At 71.5% G+C, this 16,187-nt stretch carries 13 protein-coding genes; 3 read left to right on the top strand and 10 right to left on the bottom strand.

All coding sequences use genetic code 11. The features are described 5' to 3' along the window. Nucleotides 1–351: 351 nt before the first annotated feature. Nucleotides 352–1,662, bottom strand: a complete 1,311-nt coding sequence (locus ACQPWU_RS22455) for an adenylate/guanylate cyclase domain-containing protein (RefSeq protein WP_433443080.1) — start codon at nt 1,660–1,662, stop codon at nt 352–354. 47 nt (nt 1,663–1,709) lie between these two features. Between ACQPWU_RS22455 and ACQPWU_RS22450 the strand changes: the two genes are divergently transcribed. Then, nucleotides 1,710–1,874, top strand: a complete 165-nt coding sequence (locus tag ACQPWU_RS22450; RefSeq protein WP_433443077.1) for a hypothetical protein — start codon at nt 1,710–1,712, stop codon at nt 1,872–1,874. An 89-nt stretch (nt 1,875–1,963) separates the two neighbouring features. Here the strand turns inward: ACQPWU_RS22450 and ACQPWU_RS22445 are convergent, their stop codons facing one another. The 5 genes from ACQPWU_RS22445 to ACQPWU_RS22425 all read right to left on the bottom strand — a co-directional run bounded on the left by ACQPWU_RS22445 (nt 1,964) and on the right by ACQPWU_RS22425 (nt 6,940). Further along, nucleotides 1,964–3,115, bottom strand: a complete 1,152-nt coding sequence (locus ACQPWU_RS22445; protein WP_433443074.1) for an MFS transporter — start codon at nt 3,113–3,115, stop codon at nt 1,964–1,966. 80 nt (nt 3,116–3,195) lie between these two features. After that, the gene (locus ACQPWU_RS22440; protein ID WP_433443072.1) at nt 3,196–3,774 is read right to left on the bottom strand and encodes a TetR/AcrR family transcriptional regulator; all 579 of its coding nucleotides are present in this window, start codon (nt 3,772–3,774) and stop codon (nt 3,196–3,198) included. A gap of 42 nt (nt 3,775–3,816) precedes the next feature. Beyond that, the gene (locus tag ACQPWU_RS22435; RefSeq protein ID WP_433443070.1) at nt 3,817–4,200 is read right to left on the bottom strand and encodes a hypothetical protein; all 384 of its coding nucleotides are present in this window, start codon (nt 4,198–4,200) and stop codon (nt 3,817–3,819) included. 78 nt (nt 4,201–4,278) lie between these two features. Further along, nucleotides 4,279–4,839, bottom strand: coding sequence for a hypothetical protein (locus tag ACQPWU_RS22430; RefSeq protein ID WP_433443067.1), 561 nt, complete (start codon nt 4,837–4,839; stop codon nt 4,279–4,281). A 37-nt stretch (nt 4,840–4,876) separates the two neighbouring features. Further along, on the bottom strand, nt 4,877–6,940 hold the full coding sequence (locus ACQPWU_RS22425; protein WP_433443065.1) for an alpha-galactosidase: 2,064 nt from the start codon (nt 6,938–6,940) through the stop codon (nt 4,877–4,879). Between the two features lie 71 nt (nt 6,941–7,011). Here ACQPWU_RS22425 and ACQPWU_RS22420 point away from each other — a divergent pair, with 71 nt between their 5' ends. Together ACQPWU_RS22420 and ACQPWU_RS22415 are read left to right on the top strand one after the other, a co-directional pair. Next, on the top strand, nt 7,012–8,178 hold the full coding sequence (locus ACQPWU_RS22420; protein WP_433443062.1) for an ROK family protein: 1,167 nt from the start codon (nt 7,012–7,014) through the stop codon (nt 8,176–8,178). Between the two features lie 31 nt (nt 8,179–8,209). Continuing rightward, entirely contained in the window at nt 8,210–9,958 is a 1,749-nt protein-coding gene (locus tag ACQPWU_RS22415; RefSeq protein WP_433443060.1) for a glycoside hydrolase family 36 protein, read from the top strand. 432 nt (nt 9,959–10,390) lie between these two features. On the opposite strand, the gene ACQPWU_RS22410 is transcribed toward ACQPWU_RS22415, so the two are convergent. From ACQPWU_RS22410 to ACQPWU_RS22395, 4 genes are read right to left on the bottom strand one after another with little or no spacing between them, the layout of a single operon-like run. Then, complete coding sequence (locus ACQPWU_RS22410; protein WP_433443057.1) at nt 10,391–11,965, bottom strand: hypothetical protein; 1,575 nt, start codon at nt 11,963–11,965, stop codon at nt 10,391–10,393. Between the two features lie 6 nt (nt 11,966–11,971). Then, the gene (locus tag ACQPWU_RS22405; protein WP_433443054.1) at nt 11,972–13,192 is read right to left on the bottom strand and encodes a hypothetical protein; all 1,221 of its coding nucleotides are present in this window, start codon (nt 13,190–13,192) and stop codon (nt 11,972–11,974) included. Beyond that, entirely contained in the window at nt 13,189–14,346 is a 1,158-nt protein-coding gene (locus tag ACQPWU_RS22400; protein WP_433443051.1) for a CBM35 domain-containing protein, read from the bottom strand. The genes ACQPWU_RS22405 and ACQPWU_RS22400 overlap by 4 nt, the downstream gene beginning before the upstream one ends. Beyond that, a complete protein-coding gene (locus tag ACQPWU_RS22395; protein ID WP_433443048.1) occupies nt 14,346–16,088 on the bottom strand; it encodes a glycoside hydrolase family 97 catalytic domain-containing protein in 1,743 nt (580 codons plus the stop codon). The genes ACQPWU_RS22400 and ACQPWU_RS22395 overlap by 1 nt, the downstream gene beginning before the upstream one ends. Nucleotides 16,089–16,187 lie beyond the last annotated feature (99 nt).

Genomic DNA, 16,187 nt, shown 5'->3' with positions numbered 1-16,187 from the left:
GCCCACCAACGCGCAATGCTTGAAACATTTTCGAAGCGTTTCCCGGTGTTACCAGCGTGACCAGCCACGAGTCGCAGAGCTGGTGGGGAGGCCCGTATGGCGTAGTGGTCGGGGGGACCGAACGATCAGTATCGCCGTGGCGGCCCGCGCTTCGGGCAAGCCCGCCCGCCCGAAGCTCACCTGGCCGCGCGACCAGGCGTGACACCCGGCGCGCCGGGTGGCGTGGGGGCCGGACGCCGTCAGGCCAGGACCCGGCCGCCGGGCCAGGCGGCGAAGGCCGCGGCTCGCGAAGGACGTCACCGGCGCCGTGACGATCCCGGCCACGAAGAGCACGCCTGGACCAGGTAGACCTCAACCCACGTAGTACGTCATCTCCACGCCCGACACCGTACGCCGCACCGCCTCGAAGCCCGTCAGGTCGACGTGGTCGCCCAAGGCATCGCGCACCGCCTCGCTCAGGTGGATGCGGCCGGGCGTGCCGAGGTCCTGGGCCATCTTGGAGGCGAGATTGACCGGGGCCCCGGCGACGTCCCAGCCGCCACCGGGGGTGCGGCCGGCAAGCACCGGCCCTGCGGCCACCCCGATCCGGCCCACGATCTCCCGCTCGGCGAGCCCCGTGCGCATCCCCAGCGCGAAGTGCACGGCCGGGGCGGGCTCCTCGAACAGGTAGATGCCCAGCGGCCCGGCGACCTTGATCTCGACGGCTCCCTCGGGGGACAGGAGGCTCAGGCCCACGTCGCGCATCGCCGCCGACAGCGACAACCCTCTCAGCAGCTCCACCTCCGGCGTGTCGGTCGGGGCGGCACTCCGCTCGACCAGGACGACGGTGCTCTCGCGCAGGTGCTCGGCGGCGAGCCGCCTGGCCAGTTCGGCGTCGCCGGGGCGGGCGTCGAGCAGCAGCAGGTCGGCGTAGAAGGCGCCGGAGTAGGGGATGGGATAATGCTCCTGGTCGGTGACCCCCGACTCGCCCGGCCACCCCTCGGCCGCCCACGCCGCGCCCAGCCCGGGAATGTCGAGGCGGGGACCGTCGAGCACTTGGTGGACGGGCCCGACCAGGCCGCCGACGCCGTCCTTGCGCCGCAGCGCGAAGGGATGCCCGTGAGGCAGCCGGTCCACCACGGCCTGCGTCACCGCGATCTCCCCACCCTCGGTGTCGTTCTCGGCGAACTCCTCGACCGCGTCGGCCTCCGCCCCGTACAGCCCGCCCGACAGCTCGTAGTAGGAGCCGAGGTGCGCGCCGATCCCGATGCGGACCTCGCAGTGGCGCCGGATCTCGTCCTGCGCCGTCAGCAGGGCGGACAGCAGCGTGGACGCCTCCACCGCCTCCGGATGGAACAGTTGCGCGTTGTCGGCCGCCCACACCCCCACCGCGCGCCCGCCGGCGGCCCTGGCGCACGCGTGCAGGATCCGCTTCGGCCGGTCGATGAGCGCCAGCACCTCCAGCAGGCCGAGCCGCTGGCTGAGCCGGGTGAGCCCCGCCGAGTCGGACACCACGGAGTATCCGCGCGTCTCGTGGCGGCTCAGCAGGCGGCGCGCCTCACCGTCGGTGCGGCCGGAGGCGCGCCACTGCTCGACGAGGAACAGTGGCAGGCCGGCAGCGACGTCGCGCCGAGTGTCGAAGCCGCCCGGGGTGAGCGGGCCGGCGGGGGGTTCGTAGGCCACCCCGTCACCTTATCTTACTCAGAGTGATCAGTTGAATGCTTTCAGTGATGCATCGGTCCGAGGGGCGCGAACGCGGCGCCCAGCTCGGACTCGACGCGGTGCGCCGGCGTGAGCAGTACGCGGCCCTGGACGACTACCAGCATCAGGAGGCGCTCACGCGCTTCGGCGGCGGCAACGCATCGCCGGGCAGGCACCGGAGCCGGGTGTCGTGAACGCCGCCACCGGATCACGCCGTGCTGCGTAACCGGACCTCCGCCGAGCATGACCGGCTTGTCGAGGCGGAGACGGCCCGGCGCTGCCGTCAGGCCGGGACGCGGGCGCGGCGCCAGGCGTACGAGCTCACGGCGATGCCCACGAGCGTGACGACGGCCGCCACGACGTAGAGGGAGCGCAGCCCGAACCCGCCGTCGATGACGCGCCCGCCGAGCCAGGCGGCGAAGGCCGCGGCGAGCTGGTACGCGGAGGCGTTCACCGCCATGGCCAGGGTCGGCGCCGCCGAGGCGGTGGACAGGACGCGCGCCTGCATGCCGGGGATGACCGAGAAACCCACCGCGCCGAGCACGAACACCATGACCGCGGTGGTCACCATGCTGCCGCTGACCACCCACGTGAGCACGAGCGCCGCGGCGAGCACACCCAGCAGCCCGAGCTGCGACCGCATCGGCGCCCGGTCCGACAGCCAGCCGCCGGCGAAGTTGCCGACGGCCGCGCCGACCCCGTACACGAGCAGGAGGACGGCCACCGCCGCGGCCGGGAAGCCCGTGACGTTCGTGACGAGGGGCGCGAAGAAGGTGAACACCATGAGCAGCCCCGCGTTGCCCACGGCCGTGACCGCGATGGCGAGCTGCACGTCGCGGGCGCGGAACACACGCAGCTCCGCAACGGCCGACGTCCCGCCCACCGCGTCGCGCACGTCCGGCACCACCCGCCAGACCAGCAGGAACCCGGCCGCGCAGCACGCCGCGACGGCCAGGAACGTGGCCCGCCAGCCGTGGTCGTTGCCGATGAACGTGCCGATGGGCGCGCCCAGGATCATCGACAGGTTCATCCCGAAGACCAGCTTGGAGACGGTGGACGCCTGCCTGCCCGGGGCTGCGGTGGACACCGCGATGACGATGGCGTTCGCGAAGAACGTGGACGTCACCAGCGATGTGACGATCCGGGCCGCGAAGAGCACGCCGTACGCGGGCGCGAGCGCGGAGGCGAGGTTGCCGGCGATGGTGATCGCGAGCATGACCAGGATGAGCGGCTTGCGCGGAAAGCGGGCGGTGAGCGCCGTCAGCACGGGACCGCCGACGATCATCCCGATGGCGTACGCCGTCACCAGCAGCCCGGCGGCCGGGATCGAGACGGCCAGGTCGGTGGCGATGTCCGGGAGGATCCCGGCGATGACGAACTCGCCGGTCGTGATCCCGAAGACGCACAGCATCAGGGACGGCACGGTGGGTCTCATCGGCCTTCTCCTTCTTTACAGATCAGTACAAAATGAGGGCGAAAAAAAGGGCCGCGGCTCGACGGACCGCGGCCGGGTCTCTACAGAGCGGCGACAGCCCCCTCGACGACGTCAAGGAGGGCATTCCTGTCGTCGGTGACCTTGGCGAGCACGCGCAGCCCGTAGTACGCGCTCTGGAACGCGCGCGCCACCTGGAGCGGCGGCCGGTCCCGCGACAGCTCGCCCGTGCTCTGGCCGAGCTCCACCAGCCGGCACAGCGCCTGCTCCAGGTCGGCGAACTGGCGCCGCACCAGCCCCGCGACGGCCTGGGTGCGCCCGCCGGCCTCGGTGGCGGCGTTGAGCGCCAGGCAGCCGCGCCGGCCGGGGTCGGCCATGTCGGCGTCGATCACGCCGATCATGAGGCCCCTGAGCCGCTCGCGCACCGACCCCGGCTCGGCCAGCATCGCCAGCTGCGCGTCGGCCCTCGTCGCGGCGTAGCGGCGGATCGCTTCCTCGTACAGGCGGTGCTTGCTGCCGAAGGCGTTGTAGAGGCTGCCGCGGCCGAGGCCGGTGTGGGCGCACAGGTCCTGGGTGCTGGTCGCTTCGTAGCCCTTCTCCCAGAACACCTCCATCGCGGCGTCGACGACTGCCTCATCGCTGAACTCACGTGGCCTGCCCATGGGAGGAGGCTAGCGGATTTTGTACAAGACAGTAAAGAACTCCTAGGGAGTGGTGGCGCAGTACTCCCGGGTGGCGCCGGTGTGGTGCATGCACACCTCGTCCCCGCTGACCAGCAGCACAGCCGGGTAGAAGTTCCCTTCGAGCGCCGTGCCGGTGACGCTCGTGTCCAGGGAGCCGGGGGTGGGGACGCCGTTGACGGTGAAGGAGAAGACGGCCGTCGTCGGCGCGGGCCGGATCACGAACCAGTAGCGGTAGTCGCCGGGCACTCCGCGGATCTCCTGGCAGAGCGCCGTCTCAGGCGCGCAGACGCCGTCGTCCTGCGCGAAGGCGGCCGGGGTCGATCCCCCGAACGCGAGGACTCCCGAGATCATGGCCGCCACGACGGCGAGGCGGCGCGGAAGACGGGACTCTGGGTTCGAGGGCATGCACGTCACCTTTCCTGAGCGGGGCATGAAAGCGTCCGCCCCCGTGGGGCCGGGACGACACCATCATCATGCGATCGATCATCCGGCGCCGCCAGCCGTTGGCGGCGCCCACGGGCCGTCGATGCGCTGGCAGAGGCCGTAGACGAAGCGGGCGCGGTAGGTCGCGCCCTCGTGGGTGAGATCGACCGCCCAGTGGTGCGGGGCCTGGCCCTCGAGGTGGACGGCCCCGGGGAAGCTCGCGCCGACGTCGCCGACGACGCATCCCCAGGGGACCAGCTCGTCGAAGCCGAACGTCCTGGGGCCCGCAGGGCGGACGAACCACTGGTTCCACACCTCGCCGCCGGGGCCGCTCAGGACCTCGAACTCCAGCCCCGGCCATGAGGGCAGGGCCCAGCGTGCCACGCCACAGGTCAGGCTGCCCATGGAGGTCATGCCGGCGTACGACGGAGGGCCGAGCAGCCTGCGCAGCCCCCTCGGAGGCCGCGGCGAGTGGAGCATCCGCGTCCACTGGGCGTGGGCGGCCCGCAGCTCCGCCCTGGACGCGCCCATGTCGCCCAGCGCCTCCTCCACCCTCTCGGGGTTGAGGTCGCGCATCCGATGCATCAAGGACAGCTCGAACTCCCGCACGCCGAATCCCACCCACCCGTTCTACCTGTTCCCGAAGCGGGCGGGGGCCTCAGCAGGCGCGCAGGCGGACCAGGGCGCTGGCGTAGTCGCCGCGCAGGTCGAGCGGCAGGCCGCGGGACATGAGCACCGCTCCGTGGTGCACGGCGCCCGTGTCCTCGTCGCGGTAACGGGCCAGCGGGTCGAGCCCGGCCGGCCGAAGCGGAGGGAGGGGTGTGCCGAAGGCGGTGGGGCCGCGCCAGGCGAGCACGACCATCCGGTCGCCGTGGACGTACTGCACCCCGTACGGGAGCCGCCACAGCCGCCCGAGCTGCACGACCGGCCGGATGTCCTTGTAGACGGCGACCAGGTCGGCGGCCTCGGACAGCTCGGCGTCGCTCCAGCGGGACAGGTCGCCGCCGAGGCCGAGCGCCCCGGCCATCGCCACGTGGAAGCGGAAGCGCAGCGGGACGGCGCGCCCGGTGAGCGGGTTCGGGCTGTCGGTCACCCAGGCGGACATGACGCGGGCCGGGTAGAGCTGGCTGAATCCGCGCTGGATCGCGATGCGGTCGTGGGCGTCGGTGTTGTCGGAGGCCCACACCTGGTCGGCGCGAGCCAGGATGCCCAGGTCGGTACGGCCGCCGCCGCCCGCGCACGCCTCGATGCGCAGGTGCGGGTGGTCGGCGCGGAGCCGGTCCATGATCGAGTAGACGGCCCTGACGTGGTCGATCCAGAGCCGGTCCTGGTCCGGGTCTCCGGGCCGGCCCGCCTCGGTGAAGGCGCGGTTGAAGTCCCACTTCAGGAAGTCGATGGCGTGCTCGGAGACCAGCTTGTGCAGCCACTTGTGCGCCCAGTCGGCGACGTCGGGCCGGGCGAAGTTCAGGACGAGCTGGTTGCGCAGCAGCGTGCGTGAGCGACCCGGCATGTGCAGGACCCAGTCGGGGTGGGCGCGGTAGAGGTCGCTGTCGGGGTTGACCATCTCGGGCTCGACCCAGAGGCCGAAGCGCATGCCGAGCCGGTGCACCGCCTCGATGAGCGGGGTCAGCCCGTCGGGGAAGCGGTCCTCGTTGACCCACCAGTCGCCGAGGCCCGCGCCGTCGCTCGTCCGCCCGCCGAACCAGGCGTCGTCCATCACGAACAGCTCCGCGCCCGCCCGGGCCGCCAGCCGCGCGAGGTCCTTCTGGTTGGCCTCGTTCACGTCGAATCCGACGGCCTCCCACGCGTTGTAGACGACCGGGCGCAGCTCGCCGGGCTCGGGCAGCACATGCCTGGCGACGTGGTCGTGCCAGCGGCGGCTCGCCTCGCCGTACCCGTCGGGCGCGTACACGCCGGCGAAGACCGGCGTCACCCACTCCTCGCCCGGCTCCAGCCGCCAGGTGAGGCCCTCGTGGCCGAACCCGCCGGTCCAGCTCGCCCGCCCGGACGGCGTGCGGGTGAGCGTGACGCGCCAGCTCCCGCTCCAGGCCAGGGCGCAGCTCCACACCTCGCCGTGCCGCTCGCCCGCGTCACCGCCGTCGATCATGAGCCACGGGTTCGCGTGGTGGCTGCTCAGCCCGCGCCTGCTCGTAAGCGTCGTCTCCCCGACCACCGGTTCGGTACGGCTCAGCGCGTGCTCGGAGCTCCAGCCGCCCGTGACGTGGCTGAGCCGGTAGCCGTCCAGCATCGGAACGCTCCAGGCCGCCGAGTCGCACCGCAGCACGGTCACCGGCACCTGCGAGCGCAGCACCGTCCAGCGCTCGATCACGTCGCTGTCCGCGTGCACCCGGTAGTGCAGCTCGACCAGGAACGGGTGGCGGCGGTCGGAGAAGCGCAGCGTGAGGTGGCCCCCGTCGATGTCGTGGCCCTCGTGCCGCCACTCGATCCCCCGGTCCCCGCCGGGGAACACGACCTGCAGCGACGGCGTCTCGAACCGCGCGCCCACCTCGGTGACCAGTTCCTCCTCCCCTGCCGTGCTGTCGAAGCTGCTGGCCCCGAACGCGGCAGGCGCGGGCAGGCCGGCCGCCTGCTCGGCGGTCAGCGCCGGACCCCAGTGCAGGCAGCGCGGGGCGTCGTCGTCCGCGAGGGCGACGACATAGCTCGTGGCCGGGGTACGCAGCGCCCACCTGCGGCTGGAGGCGTCGAAGGTCACCGATCGCATGCCGCGAGCCTAGGCATGCCCCTGCTCGAATTCAATTCTTGACGAAGTTAATTACTGCTACTATTGCACTCATGCACCCTCGGCTCACCTCGACTCCGGCGGCGGCCACCGTGTTCACCATGGTGCTGACGCAGGGGCCGGTCTCCCGGGTGGAGATCGCCAGGCGGAGCGGCCTGTCGTCCGCCGCCGTCACCAAGGCCGCCCGGCCGTTCATCGAGGCGGGCTACCTGGAGGAGCTCGAGGCCACCGAGCGTACGGCACCTGGTGCGGGCCGACCGGCCAGCCCTCTGTCCATCCGCCCAGAGCGGGAGTTCTTCTGCGGTGTGAAGATCACCCATGAGGAGCTCATCGGTGTGGTCACCGACCTGCGCGCCCAGCCGCTCGTCTCGGCGCACCGCCCGCTGGACACGACGTCGGCCAGGGGCGTGGTGTCGGCGCTGGCCGAGCTGGTGTCCGAGCTGCTCGCCGCCGACCCCGCGTACGGCGAGCGATGCCACGCGCTGGGCCTGGCCGTGTCGGGCGACGTCGACAAGGCCCACGGGATGGTGCGTTACTCGCCTTTCCTGCACTGGCGTCAGGTGCCGCTGGCGCGGCTGGCCGCCGAGGCGACAGGCCTGGCCGTCACGATCGAGAACGACGTCAAGTCGCTCACCGTGGCCGAGCAGTGGTTCGGCGACGGGGTGGGCGCGTCGTCGTTCGCGCTGGTCACCGTGGGGGTGGGGATCGGCTGCGGGCTGGTGGCGAACGACCGGGTGGTGGCCGGCTCGCACGGCGTGGCCGGGGAGATCGGCCACATCCCCGTCGGGGGCGACGAGCCCGAGTGCCACTGCGGCGGGCGCGGCTGCGTCGAGGCCATCGCCGGGACCGAGCCCCTGCTGGCGGCCGCACGCGCGGCGTCCGGCGACGGCTCACTGACCGTGGAGGCGGCCATCGGCGCCGCCCACGCGGGGGACGCGGCGGTGCGGGAGGTGTTCGCCCGGGCGGGGCACGCGATCGGCCTGGCCATGGCGGCGATGGCCAACCTGTTCGGGCCCGAGCGGATCATCGTGACCGGCGACGTGCCCGGGCTGCTGTCGTACGAGCTGTTCGAGGAGGAGCTCAACCGCTCGTTCACGGCCCAGGCGTTCGGCGCGGCGGCCGACTGCCGTCTGCTGCTGCGCCCGAGGTCGTTCGAGCAGTGGGCCCGCGGCGCCGCCGCGGTCGCCATCCAGCAGCACTTCACCCTCGACGGAATCTGAGCGACCACGGCGATCGAGACAGGACGGACGAGTGACCGCAGCACCCGGCATTTGGCAGCCCCACGATCGAGCGTTCGAGCAGCCGGAGGAGGTGCGGTTCGCGGCGGCGGGGCTCGAGTTCGAGTGCACGGCGGCGGCCGCGCTCACTTGGACGGCCGCCGAGCCGTCCCCCGGCGTCCTCGAGCTCCGCGTCACCCCCGACCGGCCGGCCGACGTGCGGGTGGCCTGGCGGGTGCCGTGCGTGGACGCGACCGCCTTCTGGGCCGCCGACGGCGGCGAGCATCGGGGGCTGCCGCCGTTCTGGCGCCGTCCCCGCACGGCGGCGCTGGAGAAGAACGCGCCCGTCGGCTGCCTGGTGGGTGCCGGTGACGTGGCCATCTGCACGTTCGCCGCGGGCGAGGTCGTCAAGCCCGTGCGGACGCGTACCGGGGTGGTGGAGGAGAGCGGCGAGTTCGGGTTCTGGGTGGAGCACGAGGCCACGCCGGACGCGGGGCTGCTGCTGCGGCTCGACCTCACCAGGCGGCACTTCGCGGCGACGCTGGCCGGCGTGGCGGACTGGTGGCGCGCGCTGCACGGGCCCATCGCCGACGTACCGAGGGCGGCGCGGATGCCCGCGTACTCCACCTGGTACGCCATGCAGCAGCACGTCAGCGCCGAGAGCGTGGAGCGGCAGGCGAAACCGGCGGCGGAGCTGGGCTGCGAGGCGATCATCGTGGACGACGGCTGGCACAGCGACGACCGGGGGCGCGGCTACGGCTACGTCGGCGAGTGGGAGCCATCCCCCACCTCTTTTCCCGAAATTTCCGGACACGTGGCTAAGGTCCGGGGTGAGGGACTGGCTTACCTGCTCTGGTACGCCCTGCCGTTCGTCGGCCGCCACACGGCGCTCTGGGACCGCGTGCAGCCGTACACACTGGCGTACAAGGAGCACATGAACGCGGCCATCGTCGACCCCCGCTACCCGTACATCCGCGACCTCCTGGCGGGCCACCTCACCCGGGCGGTCACCGAGTGGGGCATGGACGGGATCAAGATCGACTTCATCGACCAGTTCGCCGTGGAGGACCCGCCGGCGCCCGGTCCCGAGGCCGACTGCTCCACCGTGAACGAGGGTGTGCGCAGGCTGCTGGCCCAGCTCCCCCGCGACTGCCTGGTCGAGCTGCGCCAGCCGTACGTGAGCCCGGGGCTGTGGCCGTTCGCCACGATGGTCCGGGCCTCGGACTGCCCGCTCAGCCCGGCGCACAACCGGCAGCGCACGGTGGACCTGCGGCTGATCGCCGGGCCGCTGGCCGTGCACGCGGACATGCTGATGTGGCATCCCGACGAGCGGCCTTCGCGCGTGGCCACCCAGCTCATCAACGTGCTCTTCGCGGTGCCGCAGATCTCGGTGGACCTGACCTCTCAGACGCCCGAGCAGGCTGAGGTGCTGCGGTTCTGGCTGGGCTTCTTCCGGGAGCACGCGGAGGTGCTGCAGCGCGGCTCCTTCCTGCCCTCCCGGCCCGACCTGGGCTATCCGCAGGTGACGGCCCGCTCGAAGGGCACGGTCATCACCGCCCGCCATGCGCCGATACCCGTGGAGGTGCCCGCCACCGGCACGCTGTGGCTGGCCAACGGCGACGCCTCCTCCGACGTGCTCCTCCAGGTCTCCGGCTCCGGTACGGCCCGCGCCACGGTCCGTGATTGCCGCGGCCGGACCGTCAGCGAGAGCACCCTGGCACTGCGCCCCGGCCTCGCCCAGCTGACCGTCCCCGAGGGTGGCCTGCTCTCCCTGGAGCGCTGACGCCGGACCGATGGCCACGCCCACTTGGACGCGTCCCTCCTGCGACGGGCTCGACGTGCCACTGAAGGCGCGCCACCCGCGGCGGGACACGCGCCCGACGGCGCGCCACCCGGAGCAGGGGCGCGCCATCGCGGGGGCGCATCGACATGTATGCGAGCGTGCCGCACGGCCCAACGCCACACGTGCCGCGCGGCCCAATGGCGCACGTGCCCGGCGCACCTGTCCCAACCGGGGCGCCACCCGCGGCGTCGCCATGGCGTTGAAGCAGTGCGACAAGCTGGGGCCCAGTCGCCAAACGCCGAAAGTGCGATGGTTCAAAGCCGGGCCGGGCACCCCAACGACCCGCCACGTGCCGTGGGAAGCGCGGCGGTGGCGGGTCGGGGGTGTAAGGCGCAGCCGCTCGAGCGCCCTGGAGTCAGCGGCTGCGCCTGGTCAGGGGCGGAGGCGGTCCACGAGCTGTGCCTGGTAGAGCGAGGGCGGGAGGAGCCCGGGCTGGTTCGTGCCCTCGATGTACCCGGCCGGCTGCTGGAACGGCCCGTCGCCGGTGACCGTGCCGTGGCAGCCGATCGCGTAGTTCTGGGCGGTCGGCGGCTTCTGCACGATCAGCCTGCTGGTCGACACGTCGCAGTTCCAGGCCACCGAGTGAGCCGCCGACCACCCGTGCGAGGTGCCGTACCGGCCCCGGTTGTAGAGGCCGAGCGTGTAGTCGTAGTGCGGGTCGATGTCCTTGTGGCCGTCGTACAGCAGGCCCTGCGACCAGCGGCGGTGGCCCTCGCTCGAATTCAGGGCGTACTCCGAGGTGCCGCGCAGGAAGACGACTCCGGAGACGGTGCTGTGGCCGTTGGAGACGAACGCGTGCCGGGCCTTGTAGGCGTAGCAGTCGCGAAAGAGCACCTGCTGGGAGTAGACGTAGGTGTTGAAGTTGTAGCGCCTGCTCCCCGTCACGATGCTGACCGGGTCGATGGCCCGGCAGTTCTCGACCGTGGCGCGGGTGGTCTCCTGGGTGGCGACCCCGGCCTGGGTGAAGTGGAGCATGGTGCAGTTCCGTACCCAGGAGTCCTCGGTGCGCAGCAGGACGATCGCGTTGTAGGCGTGGTCCTCGTCCTGCTCCGGGTCGCCGTGGTACTCGATGTCCACGCGCAGCCGCTCCACGCCCACCTGGCTGACCAGCCCGGCCCTGTCCCACTTGTAGAGGAACGACGTGGAGAGGGCGCGGTTGAGGTGGTTGAAGACCGGGACATCGATTTTCACGACATTTCCGGAGACTTCGCGGATATAGCGGTTGTAGATGAGCGGGTGCTCGCCCACCTGCCACGCCGGCCCCACGTCGTGGCCGCCGTAGTCGATGGCCTTCAGCCACTCCTCGGTGCAGGGGTGGGTGATCACGATGTTGTCGCCGGGCCGCAGCGCGCCGGGGTTCGCCACCTGGAACTCGCGCGAGCCCACCTGCACGAAGTCGGTGGTGATGTCGGTGCGGGTGCCCGCGACCTCGCCCGTCCAGCCGCCGCCGGCGGCGCCGCCGGCCACGATCACGTCGCGGTCCTTCGGGTTGTTCCCGGTGGCCTTGATGATCGTGTTGCTCGCCGGGTCCTCGCCGTCGCCGGTGCCGCGCAGCACCATGCCGCTCGCCCGTACGTATAGAGTGCCCGCCACCGGATAGACGCCGGGCAGCAGGAGCAGGGCGCCGCGCCGCTCGCGGGGCAGCGCGGCGACCTCGTCGAGCGCCGCCTGGACGTGGGCGGTGTTGTCGCCCTCGACCGGGCGGATCGTCTTGACGACCGGCACGTGCGGAATGGGCCGCTCGCCGTTGCGGTAGCCGGCGTGGCTGAAGTCGGGGATCCGGTTGGCCTCGGCGTCCTGCTCGTAGGACAGCCGTCCCCGGTCGTAACGCACCAGGCGGGACTGCCAGACCGTCGAGGCGCTCGCGGGCCCCGCGCCCGCCGCCGCCGACAGCGCCAGCGCGCCGCCCGCGGCGAGCACGGCCCGCCTGCTGAGATCGTTTGCCATGTCCACCTACCTGATCACGATCTTGTCGAGTTCGGGCCCGCGCGCGGTGAGGCCGAAGAACCGGATGGTGTTGACCCCGGCCACCAGGTCCACCGGCACGGTCGCGGTCGTCACCGTGTCCTTGGTCCCGGTCATCGGCACCTGGATGGCGTCGCCGCCGTTGACGCTGACCGAGAACGACTGGGAGCCGTCCACCAGCGCGTGGACGGTCATCTCCTTGGTCCCGGTGGTCTCCGACAGCACGCCCCTGACCACGGCGTAGTCGTAGATGTTGCCGCCGATGAGGATCACCTTCCGCCCGCCGGAGCAGACGGCGCAGTAGGCGGGCTCCGCCGCGCCCTCGAAGACGTTCCCGACCCGCTCGGCCTCGTACGTCCCAGGGCTCCGGTCAGGCGGCGGCAGCTTCACCGGCGGCGTCGCCGGCCCGAGCTGCTCCGCCTTCAGGTCCTTGACCAGCAGGTACGTCTCCTGCAGCCCGGCGCTCTTGATGCTGCGGTAGATGCCCCACTTGGGCCGGTTGTACTGCTCCTGCGTCCACCACAGATCGATGCCGTCGGCCTTCTGGTCCACGATCGTCCGTGACCCGTCACGCAGCACCCACCGCATGTAGCCCGAGTCGCCGGACTTGAACTCGATGGTGGTCGTGACCCACTTGTTCTGGATCGGCTCCAGGTCGGCCGTGGCGAAGTCGTGCGACTTGTTGTCCTCCAGCGTCCAGTAGCGGGCCGCGATCTTCTGCACGCCGTTCACGACCGGCAGCGAGATCTGCGCGATCGGGGTGCCGACGTCGGAGTTCTTCAGCTGCCAGATGTGCGTGAAGTTCGTGGTCGCGTCGAGGGTGTCGGGAATGTACATCTGGTACGTGATCCGCCAGGTCTCGTCCTTGCGGATCTCCAGCGGCGTGCCGTCGGAGGCGCGCATGCCGCGTACCTCGTTGCGCATCCGGTCGGAGCCGTCGCGGTCCTCGAGGTGGGCGTCGAACCGCCAGTAGTTCTTCTCGGCGTGCACGTGCGGCAGGCCCTCGGGGTGCGAGCCGCGCCGGTCGTCCTCCAGGGCCTCGAACGCGTTGACGCCGTCGCGCCACGGGCTGGGGTTCCACCGCGTCTCCCAACGAGGTGCCCCGGCGGCGGTGGCAGCGGGCCCGGCGGCCTGAGCCGCCGGTACCACCTGCAGCAGCAGTGCCGTCGCCGCCAGAGCACCCGCCAGGCGCGGGCCGTGCTTTCTCACTGGATCGTCACCTTGTCGAGGTCGGGCGCGCTGGCGCTGTCGTTGAAGAAGCGGATGGTGTTGGCGCCCGCGTTGAGCTGTACCGAGACGGTCTTGGAGACGGGCGTGTTCCAGTCCGTGCCGGTCAGCGAGACGGTCTGGGCGGCGCCGCCGTTCACGCTGACCTGGAAGCTGCGCGTGCCGCTGACCACGCCGTCCACGGTGAGCTGCCGCGAGCCGGCCGCGGGCGACTGGACGTTGAGCGTGACCGCGTTGCCGGAGCCGCCGCCGATCCAGCCGGCCTTGGTGCCGCCCGAGCAGCCGGAGCAGGACGCGGTGCGGGCCGTGCCGCTGAAGGAGCCCTGCTCCGCCTCGTACGAGGACGCGTCACCCGAGTCGCTGCCGGTGAGCTGGTAGGCCTGGAGGTTCCTGATCAACAGGTAGGTGTTCTGCAGGCCGGAGCTGTTGATGCTGCGGTAGATGCCCCACTTGGGCCGCAGGTAGTCGGTGTCCAGCCGCCACAGGTCCGTGTTGTCCAGGCGCTTGTCCACCAGCGTCGTGGAGCCGCTCTTGAGCGTCCAGCGCAGGTAGCCGCTGTCGGATGCCTTGAACTCGAACGTCGTGTCCACCCATTTGCCCTGGATCGGCTCCAGGTTCGTGTTGCCGACCTCGTGGGTCTGCTCGGCCTCGTCCCAGTACCGTACGTTGATCTTGGGCGTGCCGCCGGAGATCGGCAGCGACATCGTGTAGAGGGGCGCACCGGAGCCGGGCACCTTCATCTGCGCGATGTGCGTGAAGCTGCTGGTCGCATCCAGGGAGGTCGGGATGTACATCTGGTAGCTGATGCGCCAGGTCTCGTTCTCGAGGATCTTGAGGTACGAGTTGCTGCCGGTCCGCATGCCCTTGACCTCGTTGCGCTGGCGGTCGTCGCCGTCGCGGTCCTGGGTGTGCATGTCGAAGCGGTAGGCGTCGCCGGAGACGTAGATGTGGGTGACGCCGGGGTGGGAGCCGGCGCGGTCGTCCTCGATGCCCTCGAACGCCTCGGCGACGGTGTCGTTCGCGGGGCTCGGGCTCCAGCGCAGCGTCCAGGCGGCCGCGGCGGCGGGGGTGGCGGCGGGCAGTGCGGCGGCGGCGACTGCCAGGGCGGCTAAGACGCCGGTGATTCGCTTGTTCATCAGCTCTTTCTCCTCAGGTGGAGGGTGAACCCGCCGTTGGGGGGGACGGCGAGGTCGAGCTTGCCCCCGGCGGAGACGGCGACCGTCTCGGCGAGGATCCGGTCGCCTGGGGCGTCCCGGTAGATCTCGGCCGCCCACTCCCCCTGGTCGAGGAAGTCGAGCGGCACGGTGAGCGTGCGGGCCTCGCCCGACACGCCCGCGCCGACGTACCACTCGCCGCCGCTCCTCCTGGCCAGGAGGATGTGGTCGGCGGGGTCGCCGGACAGCAGCCGGGTCTCGTCCCAGGCGGTGGGGACGGCGGACAGCAGCCGCAGGGCCTCCGGCCGGGCTTCGTAGACCTCGATGCCGTCGGCGAAGTGCTGGACGCCGGACTCGAAGATCACTGAGAGCGCGAGCTCGAATCCGGCCGAGATCGTGCGCACGCCGGTGAACGTGCACGGCGTGAAGTCCATCGGGCCCTGCACGTTGCGGGTGAAGGCCAGCGACAGGTAGTGGGCAGGCTGGTAGAGCGGCTGCTTGCCGGGCTTCGGCTTGATCCACTCGGCGCCCTTGACCGCTTCGGCGGTCATGAACTGCGGCCAGGTCCGCTCGGTGCCGCGCGGAATCGTGCCGCCATGGAAGACCACCATGAGCTCCAGCCGGGCGGTGGCGGCCAGGATGGCGTCGAACCAGCGCATCCGGTCCTGGCCGTCGGACTCGGTGAAGTCGATCTTCACGCCGACCGCGCCCCACTCCTTCCAGAGTGCGAGCTTCTCGCGGTGCTCCAGCTCGGTGTCCACGTGCTGCCAGTGCGACCAGAGCCAGATGCCGACGCCCTTCTCCTTGGCATAGGCGATCAGCTCGGGCATCCACTCCTTGTTCCAGCCCGCGTCGGCCAGCACGTACGGCCAGCCGTTCCGGGCGGCGAAGTCGACCCAGCGCTTCTGGGCGTCCAGGTCGCGGGTGGAGGGACCGTCGGACCACCACGACCAGGCGGCGGCCCCCGGCTTGATCCAGGAGGTGTCCTCGACCTTGGACGGCTCCGCGAGGCTGGTGATCAGGTCACTCTCCACGATCGTGGCCAGGTCGCCGACGATCACCGTGCGCCACGGGGTCGTGAGCGGGCTGGCCGCGGTCACGTACGGGTCGGGCAGGTCGAGCCGGAACGAGCGGCCGTCGAAGCGCAGGCGGGAGCCGGCGTAGCCGCTGTCCAGGTTCGACTCGGTGACCAGCAGCCAGGAGCCGCCGACCTCGAAGAGCGAGGGGTAGCCGTACAGGATCGGCTCGGCGCCGGCGACCGTGCCGTGCCGGTGGATCTCCTCGTAGTCGCACCGGCCGTTCTCGTACGGGAGCAGCACCGCGCGGGCCGCGCCCGGCACCACGTACTCGGAGATCTCCTCCACGACGGTGACCGGCCCCGTCCACGGGACCACGTACCGGTACGCCACGCCGTGCCCGCCGACCCGGATCTGCAGATCGAGCCGGTGCGTGCCCTTGGTGAACGACAGTGTCCACTGCCCGGCCTCGTAGCGGTGCTCGCGCCGCTTGCCGATCAGCGTCCGATAGGACTCCTCGATCCTCCGCTCGGACATCCCGGACAGGACGAGCCCCTCACTGAGGTCCTCGTGGGCGGTCCTGAGGCCGAGCCTGGACGGCTCGATCACCACGCGTCCGGCGTGCCGCACCTCGAGAGTGAGCTGTCCCTCGGGGGAAAGGGCGAGCGCTGCTTCCAGGTCCTCGTCGCTGAGCGTCCAATTCGGCACGATGCCCTCCAGGAGACAAGAGATAGGAGGAGTCGATCGCGCCTCACCATCCGCCCATACGCGCGGTGCGGCGGTCGCTCAAGGCGTCCGGATCTCCTC

This window comes from Nonomuraea sp. CA-141351 (genome assembly GCF_050944675.1).
Lineage (GTDB): Bacteria > Actinomycetota > Actinomycetes > Streptosporangiales > Streptosporangiaceae > Nonomuraea.
The sequence above is the reverse complement of the archived record's forward strand: the minus strand, read 5'-3'. Positions and strand labels throughout refer to the sequence as shown.